The organism is Ruegeria sp. CH2 (assembly GCF_056537065.1).
Window position 1 is genome coordinate 260158 of the sequence record NZ_JBQFQV010000001.1, and the last position, 26814, is coordinate 286971.

Annotated in this window: 28 protein-coding genes; 24 read left to right on the forward strand and 4 right to left on the reverse strand. The window is 57.2% G+C overall.

Features of this window, described 5'->3' with window-relative positions; genetic code table 11:
* Positions 1 to 11: 11 nt before the first annotated feature.
* Positions 12 to 1412, reverse strand: a complete 1401-nt coding sequence (locus ACR0M9_RS01260) for a selenium-binding protein SBP56-related protein (protein WP_480772666.1) — start codon at positions 1410 to 1412, stop codon at positions 12 to 14.
* Between the two features lie 117 nt (positions 1413 to 1529).
* The gene (locus ACR0M9_RS01265; protein WP_480505260.1) at positions 1530 to 2261 is read right to left on the reverse strand and encodes a FadR/GntR family transcriptional regulator; all 732 of its coding nucleotides are present in this window, start codon (positions 2259 to 2261) and stop codon (positions 1530 to 1532) included.
* A 115-nt stretch (positions 2262 to 2376) separates the two neighbouring features.
* On the opposite strand from ACR0M9_RS01265, the gene ACR0M9_RS01270 reads away from it, so the two are divergent.
* The 19 genes from ACR0M9_RS01270 (at position 2377) to ACR0M9_RS01360 (ending at position 18904) form a co-directional block, all read left to right on the forward strand.
* Positions 2377 to 3141 (forward strand): DUF2182 domain-containing protein, encoded by a 765-nt coding sequence (locus ACR0M9_RS01270; protein WP_480556357.1) that lies wholly within the window; start codon positions 2377 to 2379, stop codon positions 3139 to 3141.
* A gap of 4 nt (positions 3142 to 3145) precedes the next feature.
* Positions 3146 to 3850 (forward strand): DUF1326 domain-containing protein, encoded by a 705-nt coding sequence (locus ACR0M9_RS01275; protein ID WP_480553439.1) that lies wholly within the window; start codon positions 3146 to 3148, stop codon positions 3848 to 3850.
* 15 nt (positions 3851 to 3865) lie between these two features.
* Positions 3866 to 4117 carry a hypothetical protein gene (locus tag ACR0M9_RS01280; RefSeq protein WP_480772667.1) on the forward strand — a complete coding sequence of 84 codons (252 nt, stop codon included), beginning with the start codon at positions 3866 to 3868 and terminating at the stop codon, positions 4115 to 4117.
* Positions 4118 to 5221 (forward strand): dimethylsulfoniopropionate demethylase, encoded by a 1104-nt coding sequence (locus ACR0M9_RS01285; protein WP_480772668.1) that lies wholly within the window; start codon positions 4118 to 4120, stop codon positions 5219 to 5221.
* A gap of 106 nt (positions 5222 to 5327) precedes the next feature.
* Positions 5328 to 6323: an acryloyl-CoA reductase gene (gene acuI / locus ACR0M9_RS01290; protein ID WP_480772669.1), complete on the forward strand. Its 996-nt coding sequence runs from the start codon at positions 5328 to 5330 to the stop codon at positions 6321 to 6323.
* A gap of 180 nt (positions 6324 to 6503) precedes the next feature.
* Positions 6504 to 7067: a ribosome recycling factor gene (gene frr / locus ACR0M9_RS01295; RefSeq protein ID WP_480481034.1), complete on the forward strand. Its 564-nt coding sequence runs from the start codon at positions 6504 to 6506 to the stop codon at positions 7065 to 7067.
* Between the two features lie 9 nt (positions 7068 to 7076).
* Positions 7077 to 7808 (forward strand): isoprenyl transferase, encoded by a 732-nt coding sequence (locus ACR0M9_RS01300; RefSeq protein ID WP_480472659.1) that lies wholly within the window; start codon positions 7077 to 7079, stop codon positions 7806 to 7808.
* Positions 7805 to 8587 carry a phosphatidate cytidylyltransferase gene (locus tag ACR0M9_RS01305; RefSeq protein ID WP_480564848.1) on the forward strand — a complete coding sequence of 261 codons (783 nt, stop codon included), beginning with the start codon at positions 7805 to 7807 and terminating at the stop codon, positions 8585 to 8587. The genes ACR0M9_RS01300 and ACR0M9_RS01305 overlap by 4 nt, the downstream gene beginning before the upstream one ends.
* Positions 8587 to 9759 (forward strand): 1-deoxy-D-xylulose-5-phosphate reductoisomerase, encoded by a 1173-nt coding sequence (gene dxr / locus ACR0M9_RS01310; protein ID WP_480772670.1) that lies wholly within the window; start codon positions 8587 to 8589, stop codon positions 9757 to 9759. Before ACR0M9_RS01305 ends, dxr begins: the two co-directional genes overlap by 1 nt.
* A gap of 4 nt (positions 9760 to 9763) precedes the next feature.
* Entirely contained in the window at positions 9764 to 11116 is a 1353-nt protein-coding gene (rseP, locus tag ACR0M9_RS01315; protein ID WP_480584175.1) for an RIP metalloprotease RseP, read from the forward strand.
* A 79-nt stretch (positions 11117 to 11195) separates the two neighbouring features.
* The gene (locus tag ACR0M9_RS01320; RefSeq protein WP_267364732.1) at positions 11196 to 11324 is read left to right on the forward strand and encodes a hypothetical protein; all 129 of its coding nucleotides are present in this window, start codon (positions 11196 to 11198) and stop codon (positions 11322 to 11324) included.
* Between the two features lie 128 nt (positions 11325 to 11452).
* The gene (gene bamA / locus ACR0M9_RS01325; RefSeq protein WP_267364733.1) at positions 11453 to 13813 is read left to right on the forward strand and encodes an outer membrane protein assembly factor BamA; all 2361 of its coding nucleotides are present in this window, start codon (positions 11453 to 11455) and stop codon (positions 13811 to 13813) included.
* A gap of 6 nt (positions 13814 to 13819) precedes the next feature.
* Positions 13820 to 14398, forward strand: coding sequence for an OmpH/Skp family outer membrane protein (locus tag ACR0M9_RS01330; RefSeq protein ID WP_480772671.1), 579 nt, complete (start codon positions 13820 to 13822; stop codon positions 14396 to 14398).
* A gap of 73 nt (positions 14399 to 14471) precedes the next feature.
* The gene (gene fabZ, locus ACR0M9_RS01335; RefSeq protein ID WP_267364735.1) at positions 14472 to 14945 is read left to right on the forward strand and encodes a 3-hydroxyacyl-ACP dehydratase FabZ; all 474 of its coding nucleotides are present in this window, start codon (positions 14472 to 14474) and stop codon (positions 14943 to 14945) included.
* On the forward strand, positions 14942 to 15727 hold the full coding sequence (gene lpxA, locus ACR0M9_RS01340; RefSeq protein ID WP_480558442.1) for an acyl-ACP--UDP-N-acetylglucosamine O-acyltransferase: 786 nt from the start codon (positions 14942 to 14944) through the stop codon (positions 15725 to 15727). Before fabZ ends, lpxA begins: the two co-directional genes overlap by 4 nt.
* 4 nt (positions 15728 to 15731) lie before the next feature.
* Positions 15732 to 16526, forward strand: a complete 795-nt coding sequence (locus ACR0M9_RS01345; protein ID WP_480772672.1) for an LpxI family protein — start codon at positions 15732 to 15734, stop codon at positions 16524 to 16526.
* Complete coding sequence (lpxB, locus tag ACR0M9_RS01350; protein WP_480772673.1) at positions 16526 to 17692, forward strand: lipid-A-disaccharide synthase; 1167 nt, start codon at positions 16526 to 16528, stop codon at positions 17690 to 17692. Before ACR0M9_RS01345 ends, lpxB begins: the two co-directional genes overlap by 1 nt.
* Positions 17685 to 18260, forward strand: coding sequence for a hypothetical protein (locus tag ACR0M9_RS01355; RefSeq protein ID WP_480472675.1), 576 nt, complete (start codon positions 17685 to 17687; stop codon positions 18258 to 18260). The genes lpxB and ACR0M9_RS01355 overlap by 8 nt, the downstream gene beginning before the upstream one ends.
* A gap of 98 nt (positions 18261 to 18358) precedes the next feature.
* Positions 18359 to 18904, forward strand: coding sequence for a carboxymuconolactone decarboxylase family protein (locus ACR0M9_RS01360; protein WP_480772674.1), 546 nt, complete (start codon positions 18359 to 18361; stop codon positions 18902 to 18904).
* Here the strand turns inward: ACR0M9_RS01360 and mnmA are convergent.
* Positions 18901 to 20046 (reverse strand): tRNA 2-thiouridine(34) synthase MnmA, encoded by a 1146-nt coding sequence (mnmA, locus tag ACR0M9_RS01365; protein WP_480505229.1) that lies wholly within the window; start codon positions 20044 to 20046, stop codon positions 18901 to 18903. The two genes, ACR0M9_RS01360 and mnmA, sit on opposite strands and share 4 nt — an antisense overlap.
* A gap of 128 nt (positions 20047 to 20174) precedes the next feature.
* On the opposite strand from mnmA, the gene sciP reads away from it, so the two are divergent.
* The 5 genes from sciP (at position 20175) to ACR0M9_RS01390 (ending at position 25968) form a co-directional block, all read left to right on the forward strand.
* Positions 20175 to 20468, forward strand: a complete 294-nt coding sequence (gene sciP, locus ACR0M9_RS01370) for a CtrA inhibitor SciP (protein WP_480558432.1) — start codon at positions 20175 to 20177, stop codon at positions 20466 to 20468.
* 85 nt (positions 20469 to 20553) lie between these two features.
* A complete protein-coding gene (ctrA, locus tag ACR0M9_RS01375; RefSeq protein WP_267364745.1) occupies positions 20554 to 21270 on the forward strand; it encodes a response regulator transcription factor CtrA in 717 nt (238 codons plus the stop codon).
* A 123-nt stretch (positions 21271 to 21393) separates the two neighbouring features.
* Positions 21394 to 23646: an NAD-dependent DNA ligase LigA gene (ligA, locus tag ACR0M9_RS01380; RefSeq protein WP_480772675.1), complete on the forward strand. Its 2253-nt coding sequence runs from the start codon at positions 21394 to 21396 to the stop codon at positions 23644 to 23646.
* Positions 23643 to 25733 carry an ATP-dependent DNA helicase RecG gene (gene recG, locus ACR0M9_RS01385; protein WP_480772676.1) on the forward strand — a complete coding sequence of 697 codons (2091 nt, stop codon included), beginning with the start codon at positions 23643 to 23645 and terminating at the stop codon, positions 25731 to 25733. The genes ligA and recG overlap by 4 nt, the downstream gene beginning before the upstream one ends.
* A gap of 112 nt (positions 25734 to 25845) precedes the next feature.
* Positions 25846 to 25968: a hypothetical protein gene (locus ACR0M9_RS01390; RefSeq protein ID WP_480772677.1), complete on the forward strand. Its 123-nt coding sequence runs from the start codon at positions 25846 to 25848 to the stop codon at positions 25966 to 25968.
* A 184-nt stretch (positions 25969 to 26152) separates the two neighbouring features.
* Here ACR0M9_RS01390 and ACR0M9_RS01395 read toward each other — a convergent pair whose 3' ends face one another.
* Entirely contained in the window at positions 26153 to 26791 is a 639-nt protein-coding gene (locus tag ACR0M9_RS01395) for a MarC family protein (RefSeq protein ID WP_480553457.1), read from the reverse strand.
* Positions 26792 to 26814: the final 23 nt, after the last annotated feature.

The following is a 26814-nucleotide window of genomic DNA, read 5'->3' on the forward strand; positions in this document are numbered from 1 at the left end:
GGATTTCCAATTCAGACCGAAGGGTAACAGAAACTGTCGGTTGAACAATCTCCGCCCTCCAGCCGGATTTGGTGGCTGCGATATCCTTTGGGGAAATCGACCCAGAACTTCGGATCCAAAACCAGCCCGCCATTGTCGCCGACATCCGCCTTGACCATGGCCGCACCGCCTTCTTCGGGATAGAACTGATCATCCCACGTGGAATAAAGCGAATTGGTCCAATAGACGCGTTTACCATCGCGGCTGATCTCGACCATTTGCGGGCCATAGCCAAAGGTCTGACCGTTCGGATGTTTGGTCTTTTTGACAATCCCTCCGATTTCGACCTTCCCGGCAAGGGTCGGGTTCATCGGATCGGACACATCATATTGATGCATCTCGCCGGTTCCCCAGCACGCGACATAAAGGTACTTGTCATCCAGGCTCAGGTCGATATCGGTGACCAGTGGCGGTACAGCGGCAAACCCCTTGAGAAGATCAGGAAGATCATCAGGATCAGCGGGTTGCGGGTCGATGGTGATCGTTTTCTTGGCTTCGAACGTGCCATCGTCGTTGCGCCACCACGTAAAGATTGCGCCTTGCAGGTTGGTTGTATCAACGACAACGCCGCAGAACCCGTATTGTTTGACCGGGTCATGCGCGGGCCGGATTTCCAGCGCCATCTGGTGGTTTTCGCCCAGATCGATGGTCTGAATATTGGTCCGGTTGCGCAGGTTCCAGAAATGGATTCGATGACCGTATTTGTTCGAAAGCAGATCCTCGGCCACCAGCCCGTTTTCAAATTGCGGGGGAAGGCCCCATTCGGAACTGACCATGTAATCGCGCGGCAGATTCCACCAGAAATCATAGTGCTTGTCCTGCACGCCGCGCTCGATCTCATAGCGCCCGATGATCTCGAAGGTTTCACAATCCATGATGAAAATACCCGGAGGGCCATCCGTGCCGTCCTCGCCGCCGCCGCCCAGCGTGCTGACATAGATGCCTTCCGGCCCGCAATGGATCGTGTGCGGTCGTGAATACCCGGTTTTATCAAAGACTTCCTCGGGTTCGATGATCTTGTGTATCTTCGCCTCAAGCGGGTTCTTTACATCGATGATATATATCCGGCTGGAACGGATGCCGGGGATAATCAGATAGCGTCGTTCCAGAAACGCATGACCGCTGAGCGGGGAAAGCGACGAGGAACAGGCATTCCAACCGAAATGGTGAAACTCGTCGCCTTTTTCGGGCATGATCACCTGATGCACGATCTTCCCGAAATCGGCCGAGGTCGGATCGACATTCACAACTGCCAGCCCGTCAGGTTGCGAAAAATCGGGGCTGAGCATCAGCGTGAATGCAAGCGTTTCAGCGGGGCCTTCCATCGCCAGCTTGGCCGACGGATAAAAGGTTGGGTCCGGTCTTTTGTTCATAACGTCCTCCCGTAAATCATTGTCATTCAATTCTTATTGAGAGTTCCGGTCTTGGCGCCGGATGACATTCTGCCTGCTCGTACCTCTGCCTTTGAAAGTATGTTTCCGTTTAAGCCTTCAGGCCGGTTTGCGTTTGCGTACGGCCACATCGTGGGCCAGTTGCTGTGTGTAATGCTCCAGGTCGACCAACGCCGTGTCGACAATATCTGCGTCTCTGGCTTCAAGCGCGTCCGCAATTCTGGTGTGCAATGCGATGATTTCTTCGCGCGACCGAGCTGTGAAGGTAATCATGTTCATCAAAGGTTGCATCGCCTCGACCGCGCCAGCCAGTTGATAGGACAGGACCGGGTTGTCGGCCCCGTCTACCAGGGCCCTGTGAAAGGTGACGTCTGAGGCACAAAACGCCTCATCCGTCAGACCGGGCTGGGACTGGCGAAAGATTTCCGCCCGCATCGTGGCAAGCTGATCCGCCGTTCGTCGTTGGGCAGACAGGGGGGCACAGGCCCGTTCCAGCGCATAGCGGGCCTCGCAGGCCGTATCAAAGCTGACCGCGTTCATCGACAGCAGCAGGGTCGAGGTCGTGATCTGCTGCGAATAGGCATCTTCGAAACTCAGACGGTTTACGAACGCACCTCCGGTTGCGCCACGCTGCGTGCGGATCAGGGATTGCGCCGCCAGTCGTTTCAAAGCCTCACGCACAGTTGGGCGCGAGACTTGAAATTGCTCGGAAAGTTCCGCTTCCGAGGGTAGGCGCGCATCCACGATCAACTCGCCTGAGACAATCGCGTCCCGGATGGCATGTGCAATCTGGGCAGACAGGTCGGCGGTTTTCCGAGGCGCGGTTTTCATGTTCAGAAGACCCTGAGCAAATTTTTATTTGTCTGACATTTAAAAGTCTGACATTTGAAAAGCAAGAGAGTTGAGTCGGGAGGCCGAAGTGAGTCGTACTTGGCTACGCAGCGGAATGTGGCTGGGCTTTTATGTCCTGATCCTGTGGGCATGGTGGGTCATGTTCGCGATGGGCCGCGACATGGACTTGGACCTGATCGGTCGTCCGGGGCCTATGGGGCAGGCGATGGCTGCGATGGACCCGCGCATGGACATGTACATGCCCATGGCCGAGTTTGGCACGCTGTTCTGGATGTGGGCGATCATGATGGCCGCCATGATGCTGCCGACGCTTGTGCCAACCCTGCGCAGTTATGACGACCTGATCCGCAGCGCCAATGGCACCCGTGCCGGGTGGCTGGGTGTGCTTGCAGGGTATTCCTTGGTTTGGGTCGGGTTTGCGGCTGTGATCGCGGGAACGCAACTGGCTTTGCTGTTTGGTGACGTGATCGACATGCTAGGCATTGCCAGATCCGGCTGGGTTGCGGGCGGGTTGATGATAGCGGTTGGCGCGTTTCAGTTCTCGCGCGTCAAAGAGGTCTGCCATGGCGTGTGCCACGCCCCGATGACCTATTTCCTGGGCCATTGGAAAACCGGATTTGCGGGCGGCGTTCGCATGGGACTGGGCCTTGGTACCTTCTGCGTCGGATGCTGCTGGGGTTTCATGGCGCTGGGTTTTGTAGGCGGCGTCATGAGCCTGTTGTGGATGGGTCTTGCGACCCTGTTCATGGTTTTGGAAAAACTTCCCCAGATCGGGCATGCTGTAACCCGACCGGTGGGAGTTGCATTGATTGCGGGCGGTCTTTTCCTGCTCGTCTACCCTATTAGCTACGGAGGATAAGCCAATGGCTAAGAACAGAAAACCAGATGCCGATCGGTTGCCCGTCAGCCAGCGTATCGACAGCCGGATGCCCAATCCCAAACGTCGCGAGATGAGCCCGACGGACTGGGCCATCAAGGGGGAGTTGATCCTGAACTGCTCGTGCGATGTGTTCTGTCCCTGCGTCGTTTCACTGGGCGCGCACCCTCCGACCGAAGGGCATTGTCATGCCTGGATGGGTATTGTCGTTGATGAGGGCCATTACGAGGGCGAGGACCTGTCGGGTCTGAATGTCGGCCTGCTGGTCGATATTCCCGGCCGGATGGGCGAAGGCCAGTGGAAAGTGGCGGCTTACGTAGATGAGCGCGCCAGCGGCAAAGCCTATAACGGGCTGCTGCAAATCTTCAGCGGGCAGGCGGGCGGTACCACCGGTCTGTTCACCATGCTCGTCAGCGAAATCATCGGGGCCGAACGGGCGCCTGTTCAGATCGAGCGTGACGGCACCAAGCGCCGCATCATGATAGGTCGCAAGATTCAGGGTGAGATCGAGATGCTGGCGGGCAAAGACCCCGAACATCCCGTGATGGTTTCAAACTCCAAATACTGGATGGGTCCTGACATCATCGTGGCGCGCGGCACCAAGTCGAAAGTGCGCGACTACGGGCGCGTTTGGGATTTTGGCGGCAAGTCCGCTGAAATCTGTCCGATCGATTGGCACGGGCCCAAGTGATGATCACCGGCGCTTATGCGCAAGAGATGGCGCGCTTTTATCGCTGGCAAAGCGAGCATTGTCATATCTGGATCTGACCTGATCCCAAGGACACCCATCTGGTGCTTCGCCGCAAAAGAGGTCGATGTCACAATGCCTTACGAAAACTATGTGATCCATTTCTTCAACCATCAGACCCACCATGGGGGTCCATTGCTCAAAGTGCTGACCGAAGTTCGGTCGCAAGCGCCCGTTAGCGACATCGTCTTTATGCCCGAGGAGGTTTGAATGCCGCAGATTTCCGCTTCGCGCCGCTTGCGGCGCACACCGTTTTCAGACGGGGTCGAAGCCGCAGGGGTCAAGGGGTACACGGTTTATAATCGTATGCTGTTGCCCACGGTCTTCGAAAGCGTCGAAGCCGATTACCGGCATCTGAAATCCCATGTGCAGGTCTGGGATGTCGCGTGCGAGCGGCAGATCGAGCTGCGTGGACCGGACGCCGCGCGCCTGATGCAGATGCTGACCCCGCGCGATTTGCGGGGGATGCTGCCGGGGCAATGTTTCTATGTCCCCATTGTGGATGAAACCGGCGGCATGCTGAATGACCCGGTTGCGGTAAAACTGTCCGAAGACCGCTGGTGGATTTCTATCGCTGACAGCGATCTGTTGTTGTGGGTCAAGGGAATCGCCGTTGGATATCGTCTGGATGTGCTGGTGGACGAACCGGATGTGTCACCTCTTGCTGTTCAGGGTCCCAAAGCTGACGATCTGATGGCGCGTGTCTTTGGCGACCGGGTGCGCGACATCCGGTTCTTCAAATTCGATATGTTCCAGTTTGAAGGTCGCGATCTGGCTGTGGCGCGATCCGGTTATTCCAAACAGGGCGGGTTCGAGATTTATGTGGAAGGCAGCGATATCGGCATGCCCCTGTGGAACGCTCTGTTTGCGGCAGGGGAAGATTTGCAGGTGCGCGCCGGATGCCCGAACCTGATCGAACGGATTGAAGGCGGTCTGCTGTCCTATGGCAATGACATGACCGACGACAACACACCGCATGAGTGCGGTTTGGGCAAGTTCTGCAACACACATACCGCGATTGGCTGTATCGGCAGGGACGCGTTGCTGCGTGTGGCCAAGGAGGGGCCCGTTCAGCAAATCCGCCCCATCGCCATTGCGGGCGATCCGGTGCCTGGCTGCGACCGCCCATGGGGCCTTTACGCCGACGGCAAGCGTGTGGGGCAGGTGACCTCGGCCGCGTGGTCACCCGATTTCAACACCAACGTAGCCATTGGCATGGTACGCCTGAGCCATTGGGATGCGGGAACGGAGCTGGACGTGGAAACGCCAGATGGGATGCGCCGCGCGACCGTGCAGTCGCATTTCTGGATTTAAAGGGGGGTTTTGGGGGCGCTGCCCCCGTCGCTGCGCGACTCCCCCGGGATATTTAGGGCCAGGTGAAGCAACGGGCCGGTTACAGAAACACGAAAGGAATTGAGAGATGTTCAATGCACTTGTGATGGACAAGGATGAAGAAAGCGGTTTGGCGAGCGCGTCGGTCAGGCAGCTTACGCTGGATGATCTGCCGCATGGCGACGTCACGGTCGCGGTTGAATATTCCACGGTAAACTACAAGGATGGTTTGTGCCTGTCCCTGAAGGGGGGCGGTTTGGTGCGGGCGTACCCGCATGTTCCCGGAATTGATTATGCCGGTACCGTCGAGGCATCGACCGATGCGCGTTACAAGCCGGGTGACAAGGTTGTTCTGACCGGGTGGCGGGTAGGCGAGGCGCATTGGGGTGGTTATTCGCAGAAAGCCAGTGCCAAGGCGGACTGGCTGGTGCCTCTGCCGAATAGGCTTGATGCCCGGCAGGCGATGGCCGTAGGCACCGCCGGGTTCACCGCGATGCTGGCCGTGATGGCGCTGGAGGATCATGGGCTGACCCCCGATCGCGGCCCGGTTCTGGTAACCGGGGCGGCCGGTGGTGTTGGGTCGGTGGCGACAGCCATTCTGGGCCATCTCGGGTATGAGGTGGCCGCCGTGACCGGGCGACCTGAAACCGGCGATTATCTGAAATCGCTGGGCGCAACGACAATAGTGCCCCGCGATGAGCTGAATGAGACAACCAAGCGCCCACTGGAAAGTGAAACCTGGGCGGGTTGCGTGGATGCCGTGGGCGGTGCGATGCTGGCGCGTGTGCTTGGGCAAATGAAATACGGCTGTTCGGTTGCGGCCGTGGGACTTGCGGGCGGTGCGGCGCTTCCTGCAACGGTGATTCCCTTCCTGCTGCGCGGCGTGAACCTTCTTGGCATCGACAGTGTGATGCAGCCCTATGAAAACCGGGTTCGTGCCTGGAAAAGGATTGCAACCGACCTGCCCATGGACAAGCTTGAGTCGATGGTTCAACCAGCGGCCTTGTCCGACCTTCCGCAACTGGGTGCTGATATCCTGAAAGGGCAGGTCAAAGGGCGCGTTGTTGTCGATGTGAATGCCTGAGCGCAGTTGACAGCCTGAACCCGATACGATGCCGTGTCGGGTTTTGCGCAGGCGGTTTGGTACAAAATGATCGCAACACCTCTGGCCATTGGTACAAAACCATCTCATGATTGCTATACATCCCAAATGTGATGGCGTAAGACCCATCCAAAGAGTACCTGAATACGGGGAGTGAGCAGCATGTCTGACGACTTCGAACTGGACACCGATGACCTGAAACGCCGTATGGATGGCGCAATGGCCAATCTGAGAACCGAATTTGCCTCGCTGAGAACCGGGCGCGCCTCGGCCTCGATGCTGGAACCTGTCATGGTCGACGCGTATGGCTCGATGACACCGATCAACCAGGTGGGCACCGTCAACGTGCCTGAGCCCCGCATGGTCACTATAAATGTGTGGGATAAGTCATTGGTCGGGAAGGTTGAAAAAGCCATTCGAGAAAGCGGCCTGGGCATCAACCCGCAGCTGAACGGCACCATCATCATGCTACCGATTCCTGAGTTGAACGAAGAGCGTCGCCGTGAACTGGGCAAGGTCGCTGGCCAATATGCGGAAAGCGCCCGGATCGCGATCCGCAATGTGCGCCGGGATGGCATGGATCAGATCAAGAAGGCAAAAGCGGATGGTATGTCTGAAGACGACCAGAAGCTTTGGGAAAGCGAAGTGCAGGATCTCACGGATGCGATGATCAAGGCGGTCGATGCGGCGCTTGAAACCAAGCAAACTGAAATCATGCAGGTCTGATCTGGTCTGATGCCGAAAGATCCCCAAACCGATCCGGTCTGCGGCCCGCGCCATGTCGCTATCATCATGGATGGCAATGGCCGTTGGGCGCAGGCGCGCGGTCGCCCCAGGTTGTTTGGGCACCATGCCGGTGCGCGGCGTGTTCGCGAGGTTGTCGAGGCCTGCCCGCACCTGGGGATCAAGTACCTGACTGTATTTGCATTCTCGACCGAGAACTGGAAGCGAACGCAGGTTGAGGTGGCCGGGTTGATGAGCCTGTTTCGGCGCTACATCATTAAGGAGACACGGACCCTGGCGGACAATGGCATCCGGGTTCGGTTCATAGGTGATCGGGTACGGTTGGATTCGAAACTGATCGAATTGATGGATTCACTGGAAGAGGAAACCAAGGACAACGACCTTGTTCATCTAACGGTCGCCCTGAACTATGGCGGTCGGGACGAGGTGGCGCGCGCGACCAAACGTCTTGCGCGGGATGTGGCCGACGGGCGGCTTAAACCCGAGGATGTGGATGAAGAAACGTTACCTAAGTATCTGGATACACGCGTTCTTCCGGATCCTGACCTTGTCATTCGGACCAGTGGCGAAGCACGGATTTCGAACTTTCTGCTGTGGCAGTCCGCCTATTCCGAGTACGAATTCATAGATACCTTGTGGCCGGATTTCACTGCGGCGGAACTCGAAAGGCTTTGTCGCAACTACGGGGCCAGAGAACGCCGTTACGGGGCGGTTCTGGCATGAGTGATGGCCGGTGGTCTGATCTGACGAGCCGGGTCCTTTCTGCCGCCGTTCTGGTTGCGATAGGGGCCATCGAAGTCTGGCTTGGCGGTCTCTGGTTCGAGGTCTTCATTGCGGCTGCTTGTGGCCTGATGACCTGGGAACTGGTTCGGATGATTGACCCTGAAAGCCAGGGTGTGGCCGTCCAGTTGGGCGTTCTGACTGCGATTGCGGTTATCCTCAGCTACCACCTGCCGGCGCTGTACACGCTCCCGGTCGTGCTTGCGCCGGCTTTGGTGGGCATGGGACAGATCAGCCGTTCGAAACCCCTGTACGGCTTGTTCGCGGTCTGGATTGTTGCGGCTGGTCTGGGTTTCATATCCATTCGCGAAAACTCGGGTTTTGGCTGGATGGTCTGGCTGATCGCGGTGGTGGTTGCCACCGATGTGGCGGGCTATTTTGTGGGTAAAATGGTCGGTGGACCCAAGTTCTGGCCAAAGGTCAGCCCTAAGAAAACATGGTCGGGAACGGCAGGCGGATGGGCTGCTGCGGCCTGTGTCGGTATCGCCTTTGCAAGCCACGCGGGTTTCGGCTTTGCCTTTGTTGTTGTTTCCGTTCTCGCATCAATGGCCAGTCAGGCGGGTGACATAATCGAAAGCGCGATCAAACGTAAATTCGGGGTCAAGGACAGTTCAAATCTGATCCCCGGCCATGGCGGCTTTCTGGATCGGTTCGACGGCATGATGGGGGCTGCGGTGTTTGTTCTGATCGCAGGGCTTTTGTACACGCCGGGTGAGATGTAATGCGACGGATTTCCGTTCTTGGGGCCACGGGTTCGATCGGGCAAAACACGCTTGATCTGATTTCACGTAAACCCGAAGACTATGATGTGGTGGCCCTTACCGGCGGCGCAAATATTCGACAACTTGCTGATGACGCTCGTCGGTTGCGTGCCGATTTGGCTGTCACGGCACATGAAGACAGGTTGGAGGATTTGCGCGCCGCACTGGCCGGAAGTGGGGTCGAAGCGGCGGCCGGGCCGCGTGCGATCGCCGAAGCCGCAGCGCGCCCGGCGGATTGGGTCATGTCAGCCATCGTCGGAGCAGCGGGCCTTGCGCCTGGGATCGAAGCCCTGAAACAAGGAACAACACTGGCCTTGGCCAACAAGGAAACATTGGTCTGCGCAGGATCATTGGTTCTGGACACTGCAAAAAACCATGGCGCGCGTTTGCTTCCTGTCGACAGTGAACATTCGGCGGTGTTTCAGGCATTGGTTGGTGAAGATATCGACGCTGTCGAGAGGGTGATTATCACCGCAAGTGGCGGAGCGTTCCGCGATTGGCCGCTGAAAGATCTGGCAAACGCCACCGTCGAACAAGCGTCCAGCCATCCGAATTGGGATATGGGCCAGCGGATCACGATCGACAGTGCCTCGATGTTCAACAAGGCGTTGGAAGTTATAGAAACAAAAGAATATTTCGGAGTTTCCCCGGACCAGATCGAAGTTTTGGTTCATCCCGAATCCATTGTCCATGCAATGGTCGGGTTTCGGGATGGCGCGATGATGGCACATATGGGGGCCCCCGATATGCGCCACGCCATTGGGTATGCGTTGCACTGGCCCGACAGGCAGGAGCTGCCGGTTCAGCGGCTGGACCTGGCAAAGCTGGGACAGCTGCGCTTTTACGAACCGGATCTGACACGCTATCCAGCCCTGAAACTCGCCTGGGACGTGATGCAGCGTGGTGGGCTGGCTGGCGCAGTATTCAATGCCGCCAAGGAACGCGCGCTGGATCACTTCATTGCGGGCCGGATCGGCTTTCTTGATATGGCGGATACCGTTTCTGCCGTATTGGACAGGTTTGACGCAACGGGCGGCCTTATTGATGCACCGATGACACTTGATAACGTGCAGCAAACCGACCATCTGGCACGTCAGTGGGTCGATAACACTTTGATGGAACGAGCAGGATAGAAATTTGGACGTACTTTCGCTGATCCCGCAATTCGGCAATCTGCTGTGGACGATTGTTGCATTTGTTATTGCGCTGTCGGTCATTGTGGCCGTGCATGAATATGGCCATTACATTGTGGGCCGGTGGTCTGGTATCCATGCCGAAGTCTTTTCGCTCGGGTTTGGGCCGGTGCTCTGGAGCCGCAAGGATAAGCGCGGAACCAAGTGGCAGATCGCAGCGTTGCCTTTTGGTGGATACGTGAAATTTCTGGGCGACGCCAATGCGGCCTCGGGCAAGGATGAAGAGGCAATGGAAGACATCGCGACCCAAAATCCTGAGGAGTTGCGCCGCACCATGCACGGCGCCCCGCTGTGGGCAAGGGCGGCAACTGTCGCGGCTGGCCCGGTCTTTAATTTCGCCATGTCCATTCTGGTTTTTGGCCTGATCTTCTGGTCACAGGGCGTTTCGCGTGAACCCCTGACCGTTGGCGCGTTGCAGCCTTTGCCAGGCACCGTGCAGGAATTGCGCGAGGGAGATGTGATTACGGCTATCGCCGGTCGTCCGACACCGGACTATGACGAAGAAGTCGCATGGAAGGAATTCATCGACCAGCTGCCTGTTCAACCGGTTCTGGATTATTCCGTGATCCGCGATGGCCAACCCCTTGAGGTTCAGGCCCCCTGGATGCTTCCGCCGCTGATCCGTCAGGTTGCTCCGCGTAGCGCGGCTATGGATATCCAACTGAAGCAAGGGGATGTCATCACCTCGGTCAATGGTGAACCGATCTTTGCTTTCGAACAGCTAAAGGATCATGTCGAAGGATCGGACGGCCGCGTCTTGTTGCTTGAAGTCTGGCGGGATGGGTCCGAGTTGGAATTTGCCCTGGCGCCCCGGCGCACGGATGAACCGCAGCCTGATGGTGGTTTTGTCACCCATTGGCGCATCGGAATCGTCGGCGGCATGATGCTGGAGCCTGCAACCGTACCGGCTGGTCTTTTTGATTCCCTAAAGGGCGGTGTCATCCAGACTGGCCGCATCATCGAAGGGTCCTTGTCCGGCATGTGGCACATGGTGACAGGTGCAATCAGCACCTGCAACATCTCGGGGCCAATCGGAATTGCCGAAACTTCGGGGGCGATGGCCAGCCAGGGGGCACAGAATTTTATCTTCTTCATTGCTGTCCTGTCGACGGCGGTCGGGTTGTTGAACCTGTTTCCCATTCCCGCGCTGGATGGCGGACATCTCGTCTTCTACGCCTATGAGGCCATTGCCGGGAAACCGCCCAGCGATCGGGCGTTGCGAATACTCATGGGCATTGGAATCTCGATCATTCTAACCCTGATGCTGTTTTCGGTCAGCAACGACCTGTTCTGCTGAATGTGGCGGCTGGAGCAGATTCCAGCCGCATTACCGCCATATTTTAGCGCTACAACATTCCCGTCTAAAGGGAACAGTCATGTCCAAAACGCTGAAAAAATCGTATCAAAGCTTTAGCTTCCTGTTCATGTTGAATTGGGATGTTATGCTGAGTTTTGCCGTTACAGCGTTGGCGATGGCTGGGGCCGCCTATCTGGCGGGAATGTGATTCTCGGGAAAATCGTAGGTCTGTTGTCGCGAAGCCGTCTGCCTAACTGCTTCGATATCGCCTTTTGACAAGCTCATTCAATCCCGTTACTCAGCATTAAAGTCTCAAAATTCTGGGTAGAGCATAAAATGACTGACAGGCGAGACGCAGGCACATCCTGCGGGGGGCATATGCCGACAAACAATATTTTGTGGCAGGCGCTAACGGTTTTTTTCCTTTTTGTTGCGGTAAGTTTACTGGCGTTTCCGCATGCGGCATCGGCGCAAAACTACACAATCAACTCGTTCGATGTTGAAGGGAACCGCCGGATCGAAACCGGAACAATTATCGCTCGGACCGGAATCGAACCGGGCCAGACTGTAACTGCCGGGCAGCTTAACGATGCCTATCAGCGTTTGCTTGACAGTGGTGTATTTGAGACAGTTGAACTGACGCCGCGCGGCACGACTCTGGTCATTCAGGTCCAGGAATATCCAACGATCAACCAGATCAGCATCGAAGGGAACGCTCGCGTCAAAGACGACGTTCTTCTGGACGTGATCTCGTCGCAACCCCGCCGGGTCTTTACGCCACAGGCGGCCGAAGCAGACGCCGACACCATTGCCGAAGTGTATTCCGCCCAGGGTCGCGTCGCGGCAACCGTTATTCCTCGCATTATCCGTCGCAGCGACAACCGGGTTGATCTGGTCTTTGAAGTGGCAGAAGGCACGACCATTGAGGTCGAGCGCGTCAGCTTTGTCGGCAACCGCGCCTATTCGGACCGCCGGTTGCGCCGGGTTCTGGAAACCAAGCAGGCAACCTTCCTGCGGACATTCTTCCGCAACGACACGTTTATCGGCGACCGCATTGAATTCGACAAACAGGTCATTCGCGATTTCTACCTTTCGAGGGGCTATATCGATTTCCGTGTGAACAGCGCCAACGTCGAATTTACCCGCGAACGGGATGCGTTCTTTCTGGTGATGAACGTCACCGAAGGTCAGAAGTTCTCGTTTGGAAAGATCACGACGGTTAGTGAAATCGCCGGCGTTGATGCAGCGCCTTATCAGGATGTGCTGAAAATCAAACCGGGCGTGACGTATACGCCGACGCTGGTGGAAAACTCGATCGCGCGGCAAGAACGCCTTGGGTTGAAACAGGGTGTCGATTTCCTGCGGGTTGAACCGCGTGTGACGCGCAATGACCGCGATCTTACCCTGGACATTGAATTTGTTCTGACGAAAGGTCCGCGGATTTTTGTTGAACGGATCGATATCGAAGGCAACACCACCACGCTGGACCGTGTGATCCGCCGCCAGTTTGACACTGTAGAAGGTGACCCCTTCAACCCGCGTGAAATCCGTCAGGCCGCGGAACGCATCAATGCGCTTGGGTTCTTTGCAGTTGCGGAGGTCGAGCCTCGGGAAGGATCGTCACCCAGCCAGGTCATTCTGGATGTGGATGTCGAGGAACAGCCTACAGGTTCGCTGAGCCTTGGCGGCAGCTACTCGGTCACAGACGGCTTCGGGATTGCAATCGGCCTGAACGAGGCAAACTTCCTGGGACGCGGTCAGAATCTTGGTGTTTCGATCTCGACAGCACAGGATTCAGAACAGTACACGATTAACTTTACCGAACCCTATTTGCTGGGCCGAAAGCTGCGTTTCGATCTTGGACTGGGACTGTCGGCAACCAATTCCGGCTTTGCCAGCTACGACACGAGCTCGTTGTTCTTCACACCTCAGCTGACCTATGCAATCGGTGAACTGTCCGCTCTTCGTCTGCGCTATGGCTGGGACCGCAGCGAGATGACGCAACAAAGCAATCAGACCAATGGCGCAGTGATCGCATCCGAGATCGCACAAGGCAAACGGACGTCCAGTTCACTGGGACTGTCCTACATTTATGACAGCCGGATTGGTGGTCTGGACCCGAATTCTGGTGTTCTGTTCGAGGTAGGCGTCGACGCGGCAGGCCTTGGCGGTGATAACAAGTATTTCAAAACCACTGCGCGCGGTATCGCTCAAACGCGGGTCTGGAATGAAGAAGTGGTACTACGGGCCACATTGGAGCTGGGTGCGTTGAATTGGAGTGGAAATGACTTCAGCCGCACCGTCGACCGTTTTGTGTTGGGGCCTCGTACTTTCCGCGGTTTTGAGCCTGCGGGTCTTGGCCCGCGTGATTTGTCCAATGGTCAGGACGATGCCATCGGCGGCAACTATTACTGGGTCGCGCGTTTTGAAACCGATTTTCCCTTGGGTCTGCCCGAGGAACTGGGCCTGCGGGGCGGTCTGTTCTATGACGTTGGAAACCTTTACAACATCAACGATGTGAACACCGCAGGGGCAAATATCGTTGGCGCAGACGGGTCCATTCGTCACGTTATCGGTATCTCGGTCTTGTGGGAAACGCCGTTTGGACCTTTGCAGTTCAACTTTTCGAAGGCTCTGAAAAAGGAGACGTTCGACAAGGAACAGAACTTTGACCTGACCATTCAGGCCCGGTTCTGATCTGCGATGACGAACAGGTTCTTTACCTCGATACAGGGCCCGCTTTGGGCCCTGTGTGCATTTATGATGCTGTTTCAGGCCCTTTCGGCTGATGCGCAGCAGCTGGGTGTTCCGCAAGCCAGCGTGGTTACGTTGTCCGGTGAGCAGCTGTTCAAGAATTCCGCATTTGGGCAACGTGTGTTGCGCGAGATCGAAAAAGAAAGCGCAATGCTTGCGGAAGAAAATGAACGGATTGTCGCGGAACTCAGCCGAGAAGAAAAAGACCTGACCGAAAAGCGTGCGACCATGCCAGCAGAGGAGTTTCGCCCGCTGGCCGAAGCGTTCGATGTCAAGGTTCAGTCCCATCGAGACGGACAAAGGGCAAAGCTGGACGCGCTGGCGCGTCGTAGCGAGGAAGCGCAGCAAACTTTTTTTGAAATTGTTCGCCCGATCCTTGTTGATTTGCTACGCGAATTCGGGGCCAGCGTGATCATCGAACGCTCCAATGTCGTTGTAAGCACGTCAGATATCACCGAGGCCGCGATAATCCGTGTGAACACGGCAATTGGCGATGGCAGTGGGTTGCAAAAGGACACAAGCGAATAGGTTCGCTTGCCCTTGCGAGGCTGTATTGCTAACCACGCTGAAAAAGAAACTTTCAGAACGGGATACCTGAATCATGACAACGGAACCCAAAAGCGCCGATATTCAGTTGATCCAAAGGATCCTGCCGCATCGTTATCCGTTTTTGCTGGTCGACAAGGTGGTGGACATCTCTGGCTATCAATCAGCCCGAGGTATCAAGAACGTCACCATGAACGAGCCGCATTTCCAGGGCCACTTCCCGGGAACACCGATCATGCCGGGTGTTACCATCGTTGAGGCGATGGCGCAGACAGCAGGCGTGATGCTGGGCGTGGGTATGGATGTCATCGACACCGAGTTGCTGATCTATTTCATGAGCATCGACAAATGCAAATTCCGCAGGAAAGTTGTTCCTGGCGACGTCCTGGAAATGCATGTCGAAACGGTTCGCGGCAAGAAAGGTGGCAAGCTTTTCAAATTCAACGGCCGCGCAACTGTTGATGGTGAAGTGGCCGCCGAGGCAGAATTCTCGGCCTATGTCGATTGGGATATGGAAAAAACAACATGAGCGGTATCCACCCCAGCGCGATTATCGAAGACGGGGCGCAGATCGGGCAGGATTGCGTCATCGGTCCTTTCAGCTATGTGGGCGCCAATGTAAAACTGGCTGATCGGGTCGAACTGAAGTCTCATGTCGTTGTGACCGGTGACACATCGATTGGCGAAGACACCGTGATCTTTAATTTTTCGGTGATCGGTGAGATTCCGCAGGACCTGAAATTTGGCGGTGAAAACACGCGCCTTGAAATCGGTCAGCGCAACCGCATTCGCGAGCACGTGACGATCAATACCGGGACCGAAGGTGGCGGCGGTGTAACCCGGATCGGGGATGATTGCCTGCTGATGGCAGGTGTTCATGTGGCCCATGACGTGCAGATCGGCAACCGGGTTATCATGGTGAACCACGCAGGGGCAGCTGGTCACTGCATCGTCGAGGATGATGTGATCGTCGGTGGCATTTCGGGCCTGCACCAGTGGGTGCGTGTTGGTCGCGGGGCGATCATCGGTGCGCTCACCATGGTGCCAAAGGACGTCATTCCCTACGGTTTGGTACAAGCCTCCCGGGGTGAGCTTGAAGGTCTGAACCTCGTGGGTCTCAAGCGTAAAGGTGTTTCGCGCGAAGACATCTCGGCGTTGCGTGCCGCGTTCAAGGAGCTGTCTGAAGGCGATGGAACATTCATGGATCGCGCCTACCGTCTTGGTCAGGGTAACGACAGCGACTATGTGCAGCGGATCGTTGATTTTGTCACCGGACACAGCGATCGGTCGTTCCTGACACCGAGGAAATAGGAACATGCTTGCGTTGATTGCGGGAACCGGGGCACTGCCGACCGAATTGGTTGCCCAACTGGCGGAACGTCCGCTGATCTGCGCGATGGAAGGGTTCCTGCCGGATGATCTGGTCGCAGATATCGTGTTTCCGCTTGAACAGCTTGGCAGTTTTATTGCCGGGCTTCAGGCGAAGGGCGTGACCGAGATTTGTATGGCCGGCGCAGTTCGGCGCCCGAAGGTTGATCCTAAACGTATTGACGCGGCGACGATGCCATTGGTTCCGGTGATCCAGCAGGCCATGCTGTCGGGTGATGACGGAGCATTGCGGGCTGTCATTGGCCTGTTGGAAGGCGCAGGATTGCGGGTGTGCGCCGCGCATGAAATCGCCCCTGGCCTGTTGCCGCCTTTGGGCTGTCTGACTGATGTGCACCCATCCGAGAGTGATATGGCAGATGCAGACCGCGCTGCCGGAATTCTGCGGGCCATGGGGGCTGTGGATATTGGTCAGGCCTGTGCAGTCTCAAAAGGGCAGGTGTTGGCAATCGAAGGCATCTTTGGAACCGCCTGGATGCTTCAATCCCTGACGCAACGCCCGGACGCGGGGGGCGGCATACTGTTCAAAGGCCCAAAGCCCGATCAAGATCGGCGTGCTGATCTGCCGGCCATCGGGCCAGATACCGTCACGGATGCGGTCGCGGCAGGCTTGTCTGGCATCGTTCTGGAAAAGGGCGGTGTGCTGGTTTTGGAAAAAGAACAGGTCATCGCCGAATGTAACCGTCTTGGGCTGTTCCTGTATATTCGCGAGCGGGCGGTCTGATGCGCGTCTTTCTGGTCGCCGGTGAACCTTCGGGCGACCGGCTGGGCGGCGCGTTGATGGAGGGGCTGAAATCCCTGATCCCCGATATTGAGTTCGACGGGGTGGGCGGACCTTTGATGGCTGCTCAGGGGCTGACCAGCCGGTTTCCGATGTCGGAACTTTCGGTGATGGGTTTGATCGAGGTTCTGCCGAAGTTTTTCCACCTCAAGCGTCGAATCTCGGAGACCGCGCAAGCAGTGTTGGACACGCGGCCGGACGTTCTGATCACCATCGACAGCCCCGATTTCAGCCTGCGTGTCGCCAAAATCGTCAAAGTCGCCAGTGGTATTCGCACCGTGCATTACGTCGCGCCCAGTGTCTGGGCCTGGCGTCCGGGGCGAGCGGACAAAATGGCAAAGGTCATCGACCATGTGCTGGCACTGCTTCCGTTTGAGCCGCCATACATGGAGCGGGCAGGGATGGAGTGCGACTTTGTCGGCCACCCTGTTGCCAGCGAACCGACGGCAACACAGGCCGAGATTGCGGCCTTCCGGAGCAGGTACGACCTAGGGGATGCACCTGTCCTGCTGGCTCTGCCCGGATCGCGCCGGGGTGAGATCGAACGTCTGGCAGACACGTTCGGTGAGGCATTGCGGCTGTTTTTGACGGACCATCCCAGTTATCGTGTCGTGGTTCCAACCGTGGGTGCGACAACTGACCTGGTCAACGCTCTGACGCAAAGCTGGCCGGGCGCACCAATAGTGCTCGACCCGCGACAAATGGGGGCCGGGCAAGCCACGGTCGAAAAACGCGCGGCTTTTGGCACGGCATGTATCGCGCTGGCCGCTTCGGGTACGGTTTCTTTGGAACTGGCGGCGCAGAATACACCTATGGTGATCGCCTACAAACTCAATTGGCTGACCCAGAAAATGGCCGAACGCATGGTCAAGCTGGACACTGTTACATTGGTCAATCTGGTATCTGAAACACGCGCCGTGCCTGAATGCCTGCTGAACGATTGCCAGCCAGACAAGATCGCCAAAGCCCTGCATGATGTGACCAATGCCCCTGACGCTCAGCAACTCGCGATGAACCTGACAATGGAACGGTTGGGGCGCGGAGGAGAAGCTCCGGGGTTGCGGGCGGCACGAGCTGTGCTGGACAGAATGCAGATTAAGCATGCTTGATCACACGCTGTTCGCCGCTTCAGCCGGGGTTGCCATGATATCCACCAATCTGGACAATCTGGCCGTCCTACTGGGTTTGATATTGGTGATCGAGCAACGCCGCGCCATCATTGGCTTTGCCGTCGCGCAGACAATTGTTCTGACATTGGCCATGACCGTCGCATTGGGTGTTGACCAGAGCGGCGCACCGTTTTGGATCGGGTTTCTGGGTCTTGTACCACTGGCCTTTGGTTTGCGCGGAATCTGGCGGCAGTTTTTCGGGGCCAATTCTGAAGGAACCGAGGTAAAAGGGGCCGTAACATCGGTGGTTTCCCTGTTCCTGAGCCTGTCGATTGACAGTTTCGCGGTCATGACACCGCTATTGGCGGAGTCTGCCCCTTCATACCGTGTTGCCGCCTTGATCGGCGCAGCACTGGCCGCTTCAGTTCTGGTCGTAGTTGCCGCCTGGGGCGCACCTCGGGCCAAAAGCCTTGGGCCACGCGTCGCCCGTATGGATCGGATCGCCCCATATATCATGGTCTGCGTCGGGCTTTACATCCTCTTCAATTCGCCCACGGATGCCCTGTAACAGGCCTGTTTCGGCATTCCGTCTCGGGTTTGTTATCCGAGACCGTCTGTTGCAGCGGTGCGGACTTAAGATATCCTCGCTGAAAAGGAGATTTCATCATGACCCGCATCCCCCCTTTGTCAGACCCTGAGATGGCAGACGAGACACGCGCGTCACATGCGGCTTTGGGTGCTTATGGCCCGTTCGACAATTGGGCCCGGGTTGCCGCACATTGTCCACCGGTTCTGGAACATGTCGCGGGCATGTTGACGGCGTTGCGGGAACAGCAAACCTTGCCGCGTCGTGCGCTGGAACTGGCCATGGTGACGGTTTCCAAATTGAACGCCTGTGACTACTGCGTCTCGCATCATACTCCGCTGTTGACGGTTGCAGGTCTCAGCCCCGAAGGCGCGGCGCGCCTGCCAGATGTCGACAACCACCCCGAACTGGACGCGTGCGACAAGGCAGTCGTGCGATACGCCGAGGCGGTGACGACACGATCAGGCCGCATGCGCGACGCTGAGGTTTCCAACCTGCGGGACTGGTTCAGCGATGCCCAGATTGTCGAGTTAACCTGGCGCATCGCATTGTGCGGTGCATTCAACCGGTTCAACGATGCGCTTCAGATCCAGATCGAACCCGTGGTTGAACCCGTTTCAGCCTAGTATCCGCGCCAGATCCAGCCACCGCCAAAGATGCGGCTGCCTTCTGAGGCATAGAAGACGCAGGCCTGACCGGGCGAGATGCCTTCTTCGGGTGTCAGCAATTCCACCTCAGCAGCGGTGTCGGACAGCGGTCGAATAATGGCCTCGCGCGGGGGGCGGGTCGAACGGACCTTGACTGACAGGTGCCATTCTTCGCGCGATGTGAAGGCTTCATCGCCCAGCCAGTTGATCTCACGCACGGGAACGACACGCGTTGCCAGCATCTCTTTGGGGCCGACAACGACCTGTTTTTTGTCCACGTCCAGCTTGACCACATAAAGCGGCTCGCTCAGGCCGCCGATGCCCAAGCCGCGCCTTTGGCCGATCGTGTATTGGATCACCCCGTTGTGCTGCGCCAGAACGCGGCCATCGGCATGAACAATCTCACCCGGTTCCGCAGCACCGGGGCGCAGCTTTTCAATGACGTTGGCATAGTTGCCGTCGGGCACAAAGCAGATGTCCTGACTGTCGGGTTTGTCCGCCACAGACAACCCATATTGAGCCGCCATTTCGCGGGTCGCGTCTTTTGACGGCAAATGACCCAACGGGAAGCGCAGGAAATCAAGCTGTTCGGGCGTTGTCGAGAACAGGAAATAGGATTGATCCCGGTTAGCGTCTTCGGCGCTGTGCAGTTCCGGGCCGTTTGGCCCCATCTTGCGTTGGATATAGTGCCCGGTGGCCATACAGTCGGCCTCAAGATCCTTGGCGGTTTCCAGAAGGTCCTTGAATTTTACGCGCTCGTTGCAGCGAATGCAGGGGACGGGTGTTGCGCCTGCCAGATAGCTTTCCGCAAATTCATCGATCACCGCGTCCTTGAAGATGTTTTCATAGTCCAGAACATAATGGGGAAATCCACGCTCTTCCGCTACGCGGCGCGCATCGTGGATATCGATCCCGGCACAGCACGCCCCTTTCTTGGCCAAAGCCGCGCCATGGTCATAGAGTTGCAGTGTCACCCCCACCACATCATAGCCCTGATCGGCCAAGTAAGCCGCGACGACGGAGCTATCGACGCCCCCTGACATGGCCACAACCACCCGCGTTTCCGAGGGCGGTTTGGCAAAGCCAAGCGAGTTCAGCGGGGTCTCGGTGTCGAGGGCCATTGGCGGTTCCTGTCCGGGTTAAGAAAGACCGGCAGAATATAGGAAAATTCTACACACTCTCAAGGGGCGGTTTCATACGACCTTAAGTAGGCTGGTGCCAGCTTTGATGCAGCAAAAAGGGTAAAGCGATGTATTTGCACAAAGTGGAAGGGCCAAGGTCTGTTTCTCTGCCGGATGGATCCATACTGACGCGCGCCGATCTGCCGCCGACAAGCACTAGGCGGTGGGTAGCTTCACGCAAGATTCTGGTCGTGCGTGGGGTACTTTACGGGCTGATCAGCCTGTCTGAGGCAAAACAGAAATACGGCATCAGCGACGAAGAATTCAACGGCTGGGTTTCCCTGGTCGCGGAACACGGTGCCGAGGCTTTGAAAGCCACGGCCTTAAAAAAGTATAGACAACCTAAAGGCGAGCGAGAATAAATGATTCAACGGTAACGTCAGATTAACCATTCTTGGTCAGGTTTGATTTTAATTGGAATTATTGACCCGAATTGGAGCAGTGAAAATGCGTATACTTCTTGTCGAGGATGATCCGACCACGTCTAAAAGCATCGAACTGATGCTGACGCATGCGAACCTAAACGTTTATGCAACGGATCTTGGCGAAGAAGGTATCGATCTGGCAAAGCTCTACGATTACGACCTGATCTTGCTGGACCTGAACCTGCCGGACATGAACGGGCATGAAGTGTTGCGCCAGCTACGGATTGCCCGTGTGGAAACACCGATCCTGATCCTTTCGGGCGCAGATGATACGGACAGCAAGATCAAAGGTTTCGGGTTTGGCGCGGATGACTATCTGACCAAACCCTTCCACCGCGAAGAACTGGTGGCCCGCATTCATGCCATAATTCGCCGGTCGAAAGGGCATTCGCAGTCCATCATCCACACAGGTCGCGTGGCTGTAAATCTGGACGCCAAGACCGTTGAGGTGGACGGAAAAACCGTGCACCTGACAGGAAAAGAATACCAGATGCTGGAATTGCTCAGCTTGCGTAAGGGTACGACTCTGACCAAGGAAATGTTTCTGAATCACTTATACGGCGGCATGGATGAACCCGAGCTGAAAATCATCGACGTCTTCATCTGCAAACTGCGCAAAAAGCTCAGCAACGCAACGGGTGGCGAGAATTATATCGAAACCGTATGGGGCCGGGGTTACGTGTTGCGCGATCCGCAAAGCAACACTCTGGACGAGACGAGAATGGCGGTCGGCCTCTGATTTGAACCGTTTGTGTCGCTGGTAGTCCAGGGCGGCACGTTGCACTCACGGCTCAGCACATCTGGACCTGGCCATGACCTCGCCCTATCACTGAGGTCCAAGAACGCGTGACAGGGCGAGGCCATGAGCAATTCCATTCCCATATCAGACCTGACGGATGATGAGGCGCGTGCCGAACTGGCGCGGTTGGCGGACATCCTGTCGCGAGCCAACACTCTGTATCACGCAGAAGATGCGCCCGAGTTGTCGGATGCGGATTATGATGCCCTCAAACGCAGAAACGCCGAGATCGAGGCGCGTTTCCCCCACTTGAAACGTGCTGACAGCCCAACAGAGCAAGTCGGTGCCAAACCGGCGGACGGGTTTTCGAAAGTTACTCATGCCGTCCGAATGATGTCACTGGGCAACGCGTTCTACGATGGGGACATTGCCGATTTCGACACCTCGATTCGCAAATATCTGGGCCTTGATGCAGGCGCGCCGCTGGCTTTCACAGCCGAACCCAAGATTGACGGCCTGTCTTTGTCCTTGCGCTATGAGAGCGGACAGCTGGTTCAGGCCGCAACGCGGGGCGACGGTGAAGTTGGCGAGAACGTGACGGCCAACGCGTGCACCGTCTCTGATATTCCACAGCAGATTGAAAACGCGCCCGAAATTCTTGAGGTCCGGGGCGAGATTTACATGTCTCACTCTGATTTCGAAGCGTTGAATGAGCGGCAGGCTGAACGGGGGGGCAAACCCTTTGCCAACCCGCGCAATGCGGCGGCAGGGTCACTGCGCCAGCTGGATTCGGAAGTTACCCGATCCCGCCCATTGCGCTTCTTCGCCTATGCCTGGGGTGAACTGTCAGAGCCTTTGGCGGATACCCAGATGGGAGCGATTGAGCGTCTTGCGACGCTTGGGTTCCCCACGAATTCCTTGACGCGCCTATGTGCCACGACTGAGGACATGATCGCTCATTACCGGGATATCGAAGCGCAGCGTGCGACTTTGGGGTATGATATCGATGGGGTCGTCTACAAGGTAAACGATCTGTCATTGCAGGCGCGTTTGGGTTTCCGTTCGACGACGCCAAGATGGGCAATCGCACATAAGTTCCCAGCCGAACTGGCCTGGACCAGATTGGAGGCGATTGACATTCAGGTTGGTCGTACAGGGGCGCTCAGCCCTGTGGCACGGTTGCATCCTGTAACGGTTGGCGGGGTGGTCGTCTCCAATGCCACTTTGCACAACGAGGATTATATCGCTGGGCGCGACGCCAAAGGCGGCACGATCCGTGATGGAAAAGATATCCGAGTGGGCGATTGGGTTCAGGTCTATCGCGCGGGCGACGTGATCCCCAAACTGTCGGATGTCGACTTGTCCAAACGCCCCGCCGATGCACGCCCCTTTGCCTTTCCGACACATTGCCCCGAATGCGAGAGCGATGCGATCCGCGAAGAAGGCGACGCGGTTCGACGGTGCACCGGCGGCCTGATCTGTCCTGCGCAGGCCGTTGAAAAGCTGAAACATTTCGTGTCGCGCAAAGCCTTTGATATAGAAGGGCTGGGTGCAAAACAGATTGAAATGTTCTATGGGGATCCAACCCTTCCGATCAATGCGCCAGCTGATATCTTCACGCTGGAACAGCGGGACGCAGCCAGTCTGACGCGGTTGAAAAACCGGGACGGGTGGGGCGAAACATCCGCCAGGAACCTGTTCGAAGCCATTGATGAAAAGCGGAAAATTCCTTTTGCGCGCTTGTTGTTTGCACTGGGCATTCGACATGTGGGCGAAGTCGGTGCGCGCGATCTGGCACTGTATTATCGTGATTGGGATGCGATGGCGCTCGCGTTGGACACTGCACGACCGGCTGCACTGGCGCAACGGCGGGCGGATGAGGCGGAAGACGCAGAGCGTGCGGCAGCGCAGCTTGAAGGGCGTCGCGCACGCGTGAAAGAAGTGCGGGACGCAGCCATCGCGGAGGCCAATGTCGCAGCCGATGCCAATGCCGCCTGGGCAGAGCTGATTGGCATCGACGGAATTGGCGCAACGCTTGGCCTTTCACTGTCGGACGCATTTGCCAATGAAGAGGAACGACGGGCTTTCGACACGCTGCGCAGCGAATTGACGGTTATCGCCCCCGACGCGCCAGCCTCGGACAGTCCGGTCGCGGGTAAAACCGTAGTGTTCACCGGAACGCTGGAAAAATTGACCCGCGCCGAAGCCAAAGCGCGGGCCGAGGCGTTGGGCGCCAAGGTTTCCGGATCTGTCAGCAAGAAAACCGATATTCTGGTCGCGGGTCCCGGGGCCGGGTCAAAGGCGAAAAAGGCAGCGGAACTTGGGATCGAAACTTTGGACGAGGATGGCTGGCTTCAGCTGATAGAAGGCGCATGAGCGGACGGCCCGAACAGCTTTTCCCGCTATTTGCGGGGCTGGAAACGTTGGATGGCGTCGGCCCCAAGACAGCGCAGGCCATGGCGCAGACCGGGGTGGAATCCCCGCGCGATGTTCTGTTCAGCCTGCCTTATGCCGTGGTGGATCGGCGCAGGCGGGATTCAATACAGGGGGTGAACCTGCCGGCCACTCTGACCGTGGAAGTGACAGTTGGCCCGCACAGACCGCCCCGCAGCAAGGGGGGTGCCTATCGCGTTCATGTCGAAGACAGTCAAGCCGATTTCCAGCTGGTCTTCTTCCACGCACGTGGTGAGTATCTGAAGAAAGTGTTGCCACAAGGATCACGCCGCGTGGTTTCCGGCAAGTTGGAACTGTTCGACGGTATGGCGCAGATGGTGCATCCGGACCACGTGCTGCCCGTTGAACAAGCAGGAGATATCCCGGAATTCGAACCGGTTTACCACCTGACGCAAGGGCTGACGCAGAAAACAGCGTTCAAGGCCAGCCGCAGCGCATTGGCACGCGCACCCGAACTTGAGGAATGGATCGATCCGGCGCAGGTGTCGCAGCAAAACTGGCCGAACTGGTCCGCGGCCATTCACGCCGGTCACAATCCGCGCGGCGCGGATGATGTAGCGCCGTTTGCCCCTGCACGTCAGAGGTTGGCGTATGACGAGTTGTTTGCGCATCAGCTGACGCTCGCTCTGGCCCGGCAGCGAGAGCGCAAGTCGCGGGGAATCGTCAGCGTGGGAACCGGGGTACTGCAATCGAAAGTGCTGGCAAGCCTTCCATATCGCCCGACCGGCGCACAAACGCGCGCCATTGATGAGATTTCGGCTGATATGGCATCTGACGCCCGAATGAACCGGCTGTTACAGGGCGACGTCGGCGCCGGTAAGACGCTGGTGGCCTTCATGGCCCTTCTGATCGTGGTTGAGGCAGGCGGGCAGGGCGTGATGATGGCCCCGACCGAAATTCTGGCGCGCCAGCATCTGGAAGGATTGCGCCCCCTGGCGGAGCAAGCCGGAGTGGTTCTGGAACTGCTCACCGGGCGTGACAAGGGCGCGGAGCGGCGTGCCAAGCTTGAGGCGCTTAAACAAGGCGATATTCACATACTGGTTGGCACACATGCAGTGTTTCAAAGCGATGTTGAATTCCAGGCGCTGAGATTGGCCATCGTCGACGAACAGCACCGGTTTGGCGTTCGGCAGAGGATGGAGTTGTCGGAAAAAGGCAAGGGGGCAGATGTTCTGGTAATGACTGCCACCCCCATCCCGCGCAGTCTGGCGCTGGCGCAATACGGCGACATGGATGTTTCGGTGCTGGATGAAAAGCCTCCGGGGCGAAAACCGATCAAAACGGCAATTGTCAGCACACAGCGTATGGACGAAGTCATAGCCCACCTGCGGCGCGCGATTGATGAGGGGCGACAGTGTTACTGGGTGTGTCCTCTGGTCGACGAATCCGAAGTTTCAGACCTTACAGCGGCCGAGGAACGCTTCAAACGCCTGCGGACCATTTTGGGTGAGGGCGTTGTGGGGCTGGTTCATGGTCAGATGCCACCAGCCGACAAAGACGCCGCAATGAGCGCATTTCAGAACGGGCAAACAAAGGTCCTTGTTGCCACGACGGTGATCGAGGTCGGCGTGAACGTACCCAACGCAACGATCATGGTCATTGAACGGGCCGAGATCTTTGGGCTCGCGCAATTGCACCAGTTGCGGGGGCGCGTTGGGCGCGGGGATGCGGAATCCACCTGTTTGCTGATGTATCAACCACCGCTCAGCGACGGAGGGCGCAAGCGGCTGGAGGTTCTGCGCGAGACAGAGGATGGCTTCCGAATCTCGGAAACTGACCTTAAGATGCGAGGCGCGGGCGATCTGATTGGTACTGCGCAATCCGGGTTGCCAAAATTCCATATCGCGGACCTGGAACGTCAGGCAGGATTGATGGCAGTCGCCCAATCCGATGCGCGGGCGTTGCTGACGACCGATCCCAAGCTGACCTCGGACAGGGGACAGGCCGCGCGTGTTCTGCTTTGGCTGATGAAACAGGATCAGGCGATCCGTTTGATTTCAGTGGGTTAGCTTTAACGTCCCCTAAAGTTCACAAATGTTCTCAAAAAGTTCTTTACCTGCGCTTGGAAATATGAGAACAAAAGGTCAACAAAGGATTAAAACTCTGACCGGAGGTGACCCTATGCTGACCCAGATCAAGACCGCTTTCAGCCGCGCGCAATCGACTATCCTGCAGGATGCCGTTGGCGTGGTGTCTTTGGTCGTGATGCTGATGGTGGCCCTTCACCTGCCGGTTGGTTTCTAAGCCTTTCTGCCTGCGATCTCGTGCCGAAAAATCCGCGCTGTCATCCCCATTTCAGTCAAGGGTGACCTGCCTGTCCCAAACCCCTTGAGGGGCCATGCCTCGGCCCCGCGCGGTACACCGGACCCCACGCGAGACACGCAATACCTACCGCCGCCTTTTCGCCCGGAAAGCGCGGCGGCTTTTTTTACAATTGGCCGGTTTTGAAGATTTCCAACAGCGCGGACAGGACTGAGTTGGCGGCAACCGAGGCCAAGATCATCCCCATGACACGGCTGATGATTGCCGCGCCTGAATGACCGATCAGCCGAATGATGGGCTCGGCCAAAAGCATCAGCACAAACGCAACCAGCAATACAGAAAGCATGACAAGCGCTGTGATACCCTGATCCGCGATGCTATAGCGGTGGTTGTCTGTCAGAATAACGATTGCCAGCATTGCGCCGGGGGATGCCAGTGAAGGCACGGCAAGCGGGAAAATCGCCGGGTTCTGCTGGTGGTACGCGTCTTCACGATCTTCTTCGGCTTGCCGTTGTTCGACCTCTTGTTTGCTTTCACCAAAGATCATCGTCAGGGCAAACAGAAACAGGATAATGCCGCCAGCGACCTGAAAAGAATTCAACCCGATATCCAGCGCTTCGATCAGCACCTGACCAAATACAAGGAAGAACAGCAATACGGCAGCACTTATCACGGCTGCTAACATCGCTGTCCGCCGCCGGCCTGCCGCGTCCAATCCGGCAGTAACTGCAATGAAAACGGGAATTGTTCCAATCGGGTCGATAACGACCCAAAGCGTAACGAAATGCTCGAGCAAATTATTCAAACCCATCCCTCCTGAAATCTGGG

Bases quoted from the DNA above. Each gene is read 5' to 3' on its own strand.
- recG (WP_480772676.1), top strand. From the start codon at position 23,643: ATGAGCGGACGGCCCGAACAGCTTTTCCCGCTATTTGCGGGGCTGGAA.
- frr (WP_480481034.1), top strand. From the start codon at position 6,504: ATGTCTGACGACTTCGAACTGGACACCGATGACCTGAAACGCCGTATG.
- ligA (WP_480772675.1), top strand. From the start codon at position 21,394: ATGAGCAATTCCATTCCCATATCAGACCTGACGGATGATGAGGCGCGT.
- mnmA (WP_480505229.1), bottom strand. From the start codon at position 20,046: ATGGCCCTCGACACCGAGACCCCGCTGAACTCGCTTGGCTTTGCCAAA.
- lpxA (WP_480558442.1), top strand. From the start codon at position 14,942: ATGAGCGGTATCCACCCCAGCGCGATTATCGAAGACGGGGCGCAGATC.
- ACR0M9_RS01390 (WP_480772677.1), top strand. From the start codon at position 25,846: ATGCTGACCCAGATCAAGACCGCTTTCAGCCGCGCGCAATCGACTATC.
- ACR0M9_RS01305 (WP_480564848.1), top strand. From the start codon at position 7,805: ATGAGTGATGGCCGGTGGTCTGATCTGACGAGCCGGGTCCTTTCTGCC.
- lpxB (WP_480772673.1), top strand. From the start codon at position 16,526: ATGCGCGTCTTTCTGGTCGCCGGTGAACCTTCGGGCGACCGGCTGGGC.
- ACR0M9_RS01280 (WP_480772667.1), top strand. From the start codon at position 3,866: ATGCGCAAGAGATGGCGCGCTTTTATCGCTGGCAAAGCGAGCATTGTC.
- ACR0M9_RS01265 (WP_480505260.1), bottom strand. From the start codon at position 2,261: ATGAAAACCGCGCCTCGGAAAACCGCCGACCTGTCTGCCCAGATTGCA.
- ACR0M9_RS01275 (WP_480553439.1), top strand. From the start codon at position 3,146: ATGGCTAAGAACAGAAAACCAGATGCCGATCGGTTGCCCGTCAGCCAG.
- ACR0M9_RS01300 (WP_480472659.1), top strand. From the start codon at position 7,077: ATGCCGAAAGATCCCCAAACCGATCCGGTCTGCGGCCCGCGCCATGTC.
- ACR0M9_RS01270 (WP_480556357.1), top strand. From the start codon at position 2,377: ATGTGGCTGGGCTTTTATGTCCTGATCCTGTGGGCATGGTGGGTCATG.
- ACR0M9_RS01355 (WP_480472675.1), top strand. From the start codon at position 17,685: ATGCTTGATCACACGCTGTTCGCCGCTTCAGCCGGGGTTGCCATGATA.
- acuI (WP_480772669.1), top strand. From the start codon at position 5,328: ATGTTCAATGCACTTGTGATGGACAAGGATGAAGAAAGCGGTTTGGCG.
- ACR0M9_RS01285 (WP_480772668.1), top strand. From the start codon at position 4,118: ATGCCGCAGATTTCCGCTTCGCGCCGCTTGCGGCGCACACCGTTTTCA.
- sciP (WP_480558432.1), top strand. From the start codon at position 20,175: ATGTATTTGCACAAAGTGGAAGGGCCAAGGTCTGTTTCTCTGCCGGAT.
- ACR0M9_RS01360 (WP_480772674.1), top strand. From the start codon at position 18,359: ATGACCCGCATCCCCCCTTTGTCAGACCCTGAGATGGCAGACGAGACA.
- ACR0M9_RS01260 (WP_480772666.1), bottom strand. From the start codon at position 1,412: ATGAACAAAAGACCGGACCCAACCTTTTATCCGTCGGCCAAGCTGGCG.
- dxr (WP_480772670.1), top strand. From the start codon at position 8,587: ATGCGACGGATTTCCGTTCTTGGGGCCACGGGTTCGATCGGGCAAAAC.
- ACR0M9_RS01330 (WP_480772671.1), top strand. From the start codon at position 13,820: ATGACGAACAGGTTCTTTACCTCGATACAGGGCCCGCTTTGGGCCCTG.
- ACR0M9_RS01345 (WP_480772672.1), top strand. From the start codon at position 15,732: ATGCTTGCGTTGATTGCGGGAACCGGGGCACTGCCGACCGAATTGGTT.
- bamA (WP_267364733.1), top strand. From the start codon at position 11,453: ATGACTGACAGGCGAGACGCAGGCACATCCTGCGGGGGGCATATGCCG.
- fabZ (WP_267364735.1), top strand. From the start codon at position 14,472: ATGACAACGGAACCCAAAAGCGCCGATATTCAGTTGATCCAAAGGATC.
- ACR0M9_RS01320 (WP_267364732.1), top strand. From the start codon at position 11,196: ATGTCCAAAACGCTGAAAAAATCGTATCAAAGCTTTAGCTTCCTGTTC.
- ctrA (WP_267364745.1), top strand. From the start codon at position 20,554: ATGCGTATACTTCTTGTCGAGGATGATCCGACCACGTCTAAAAGCATC.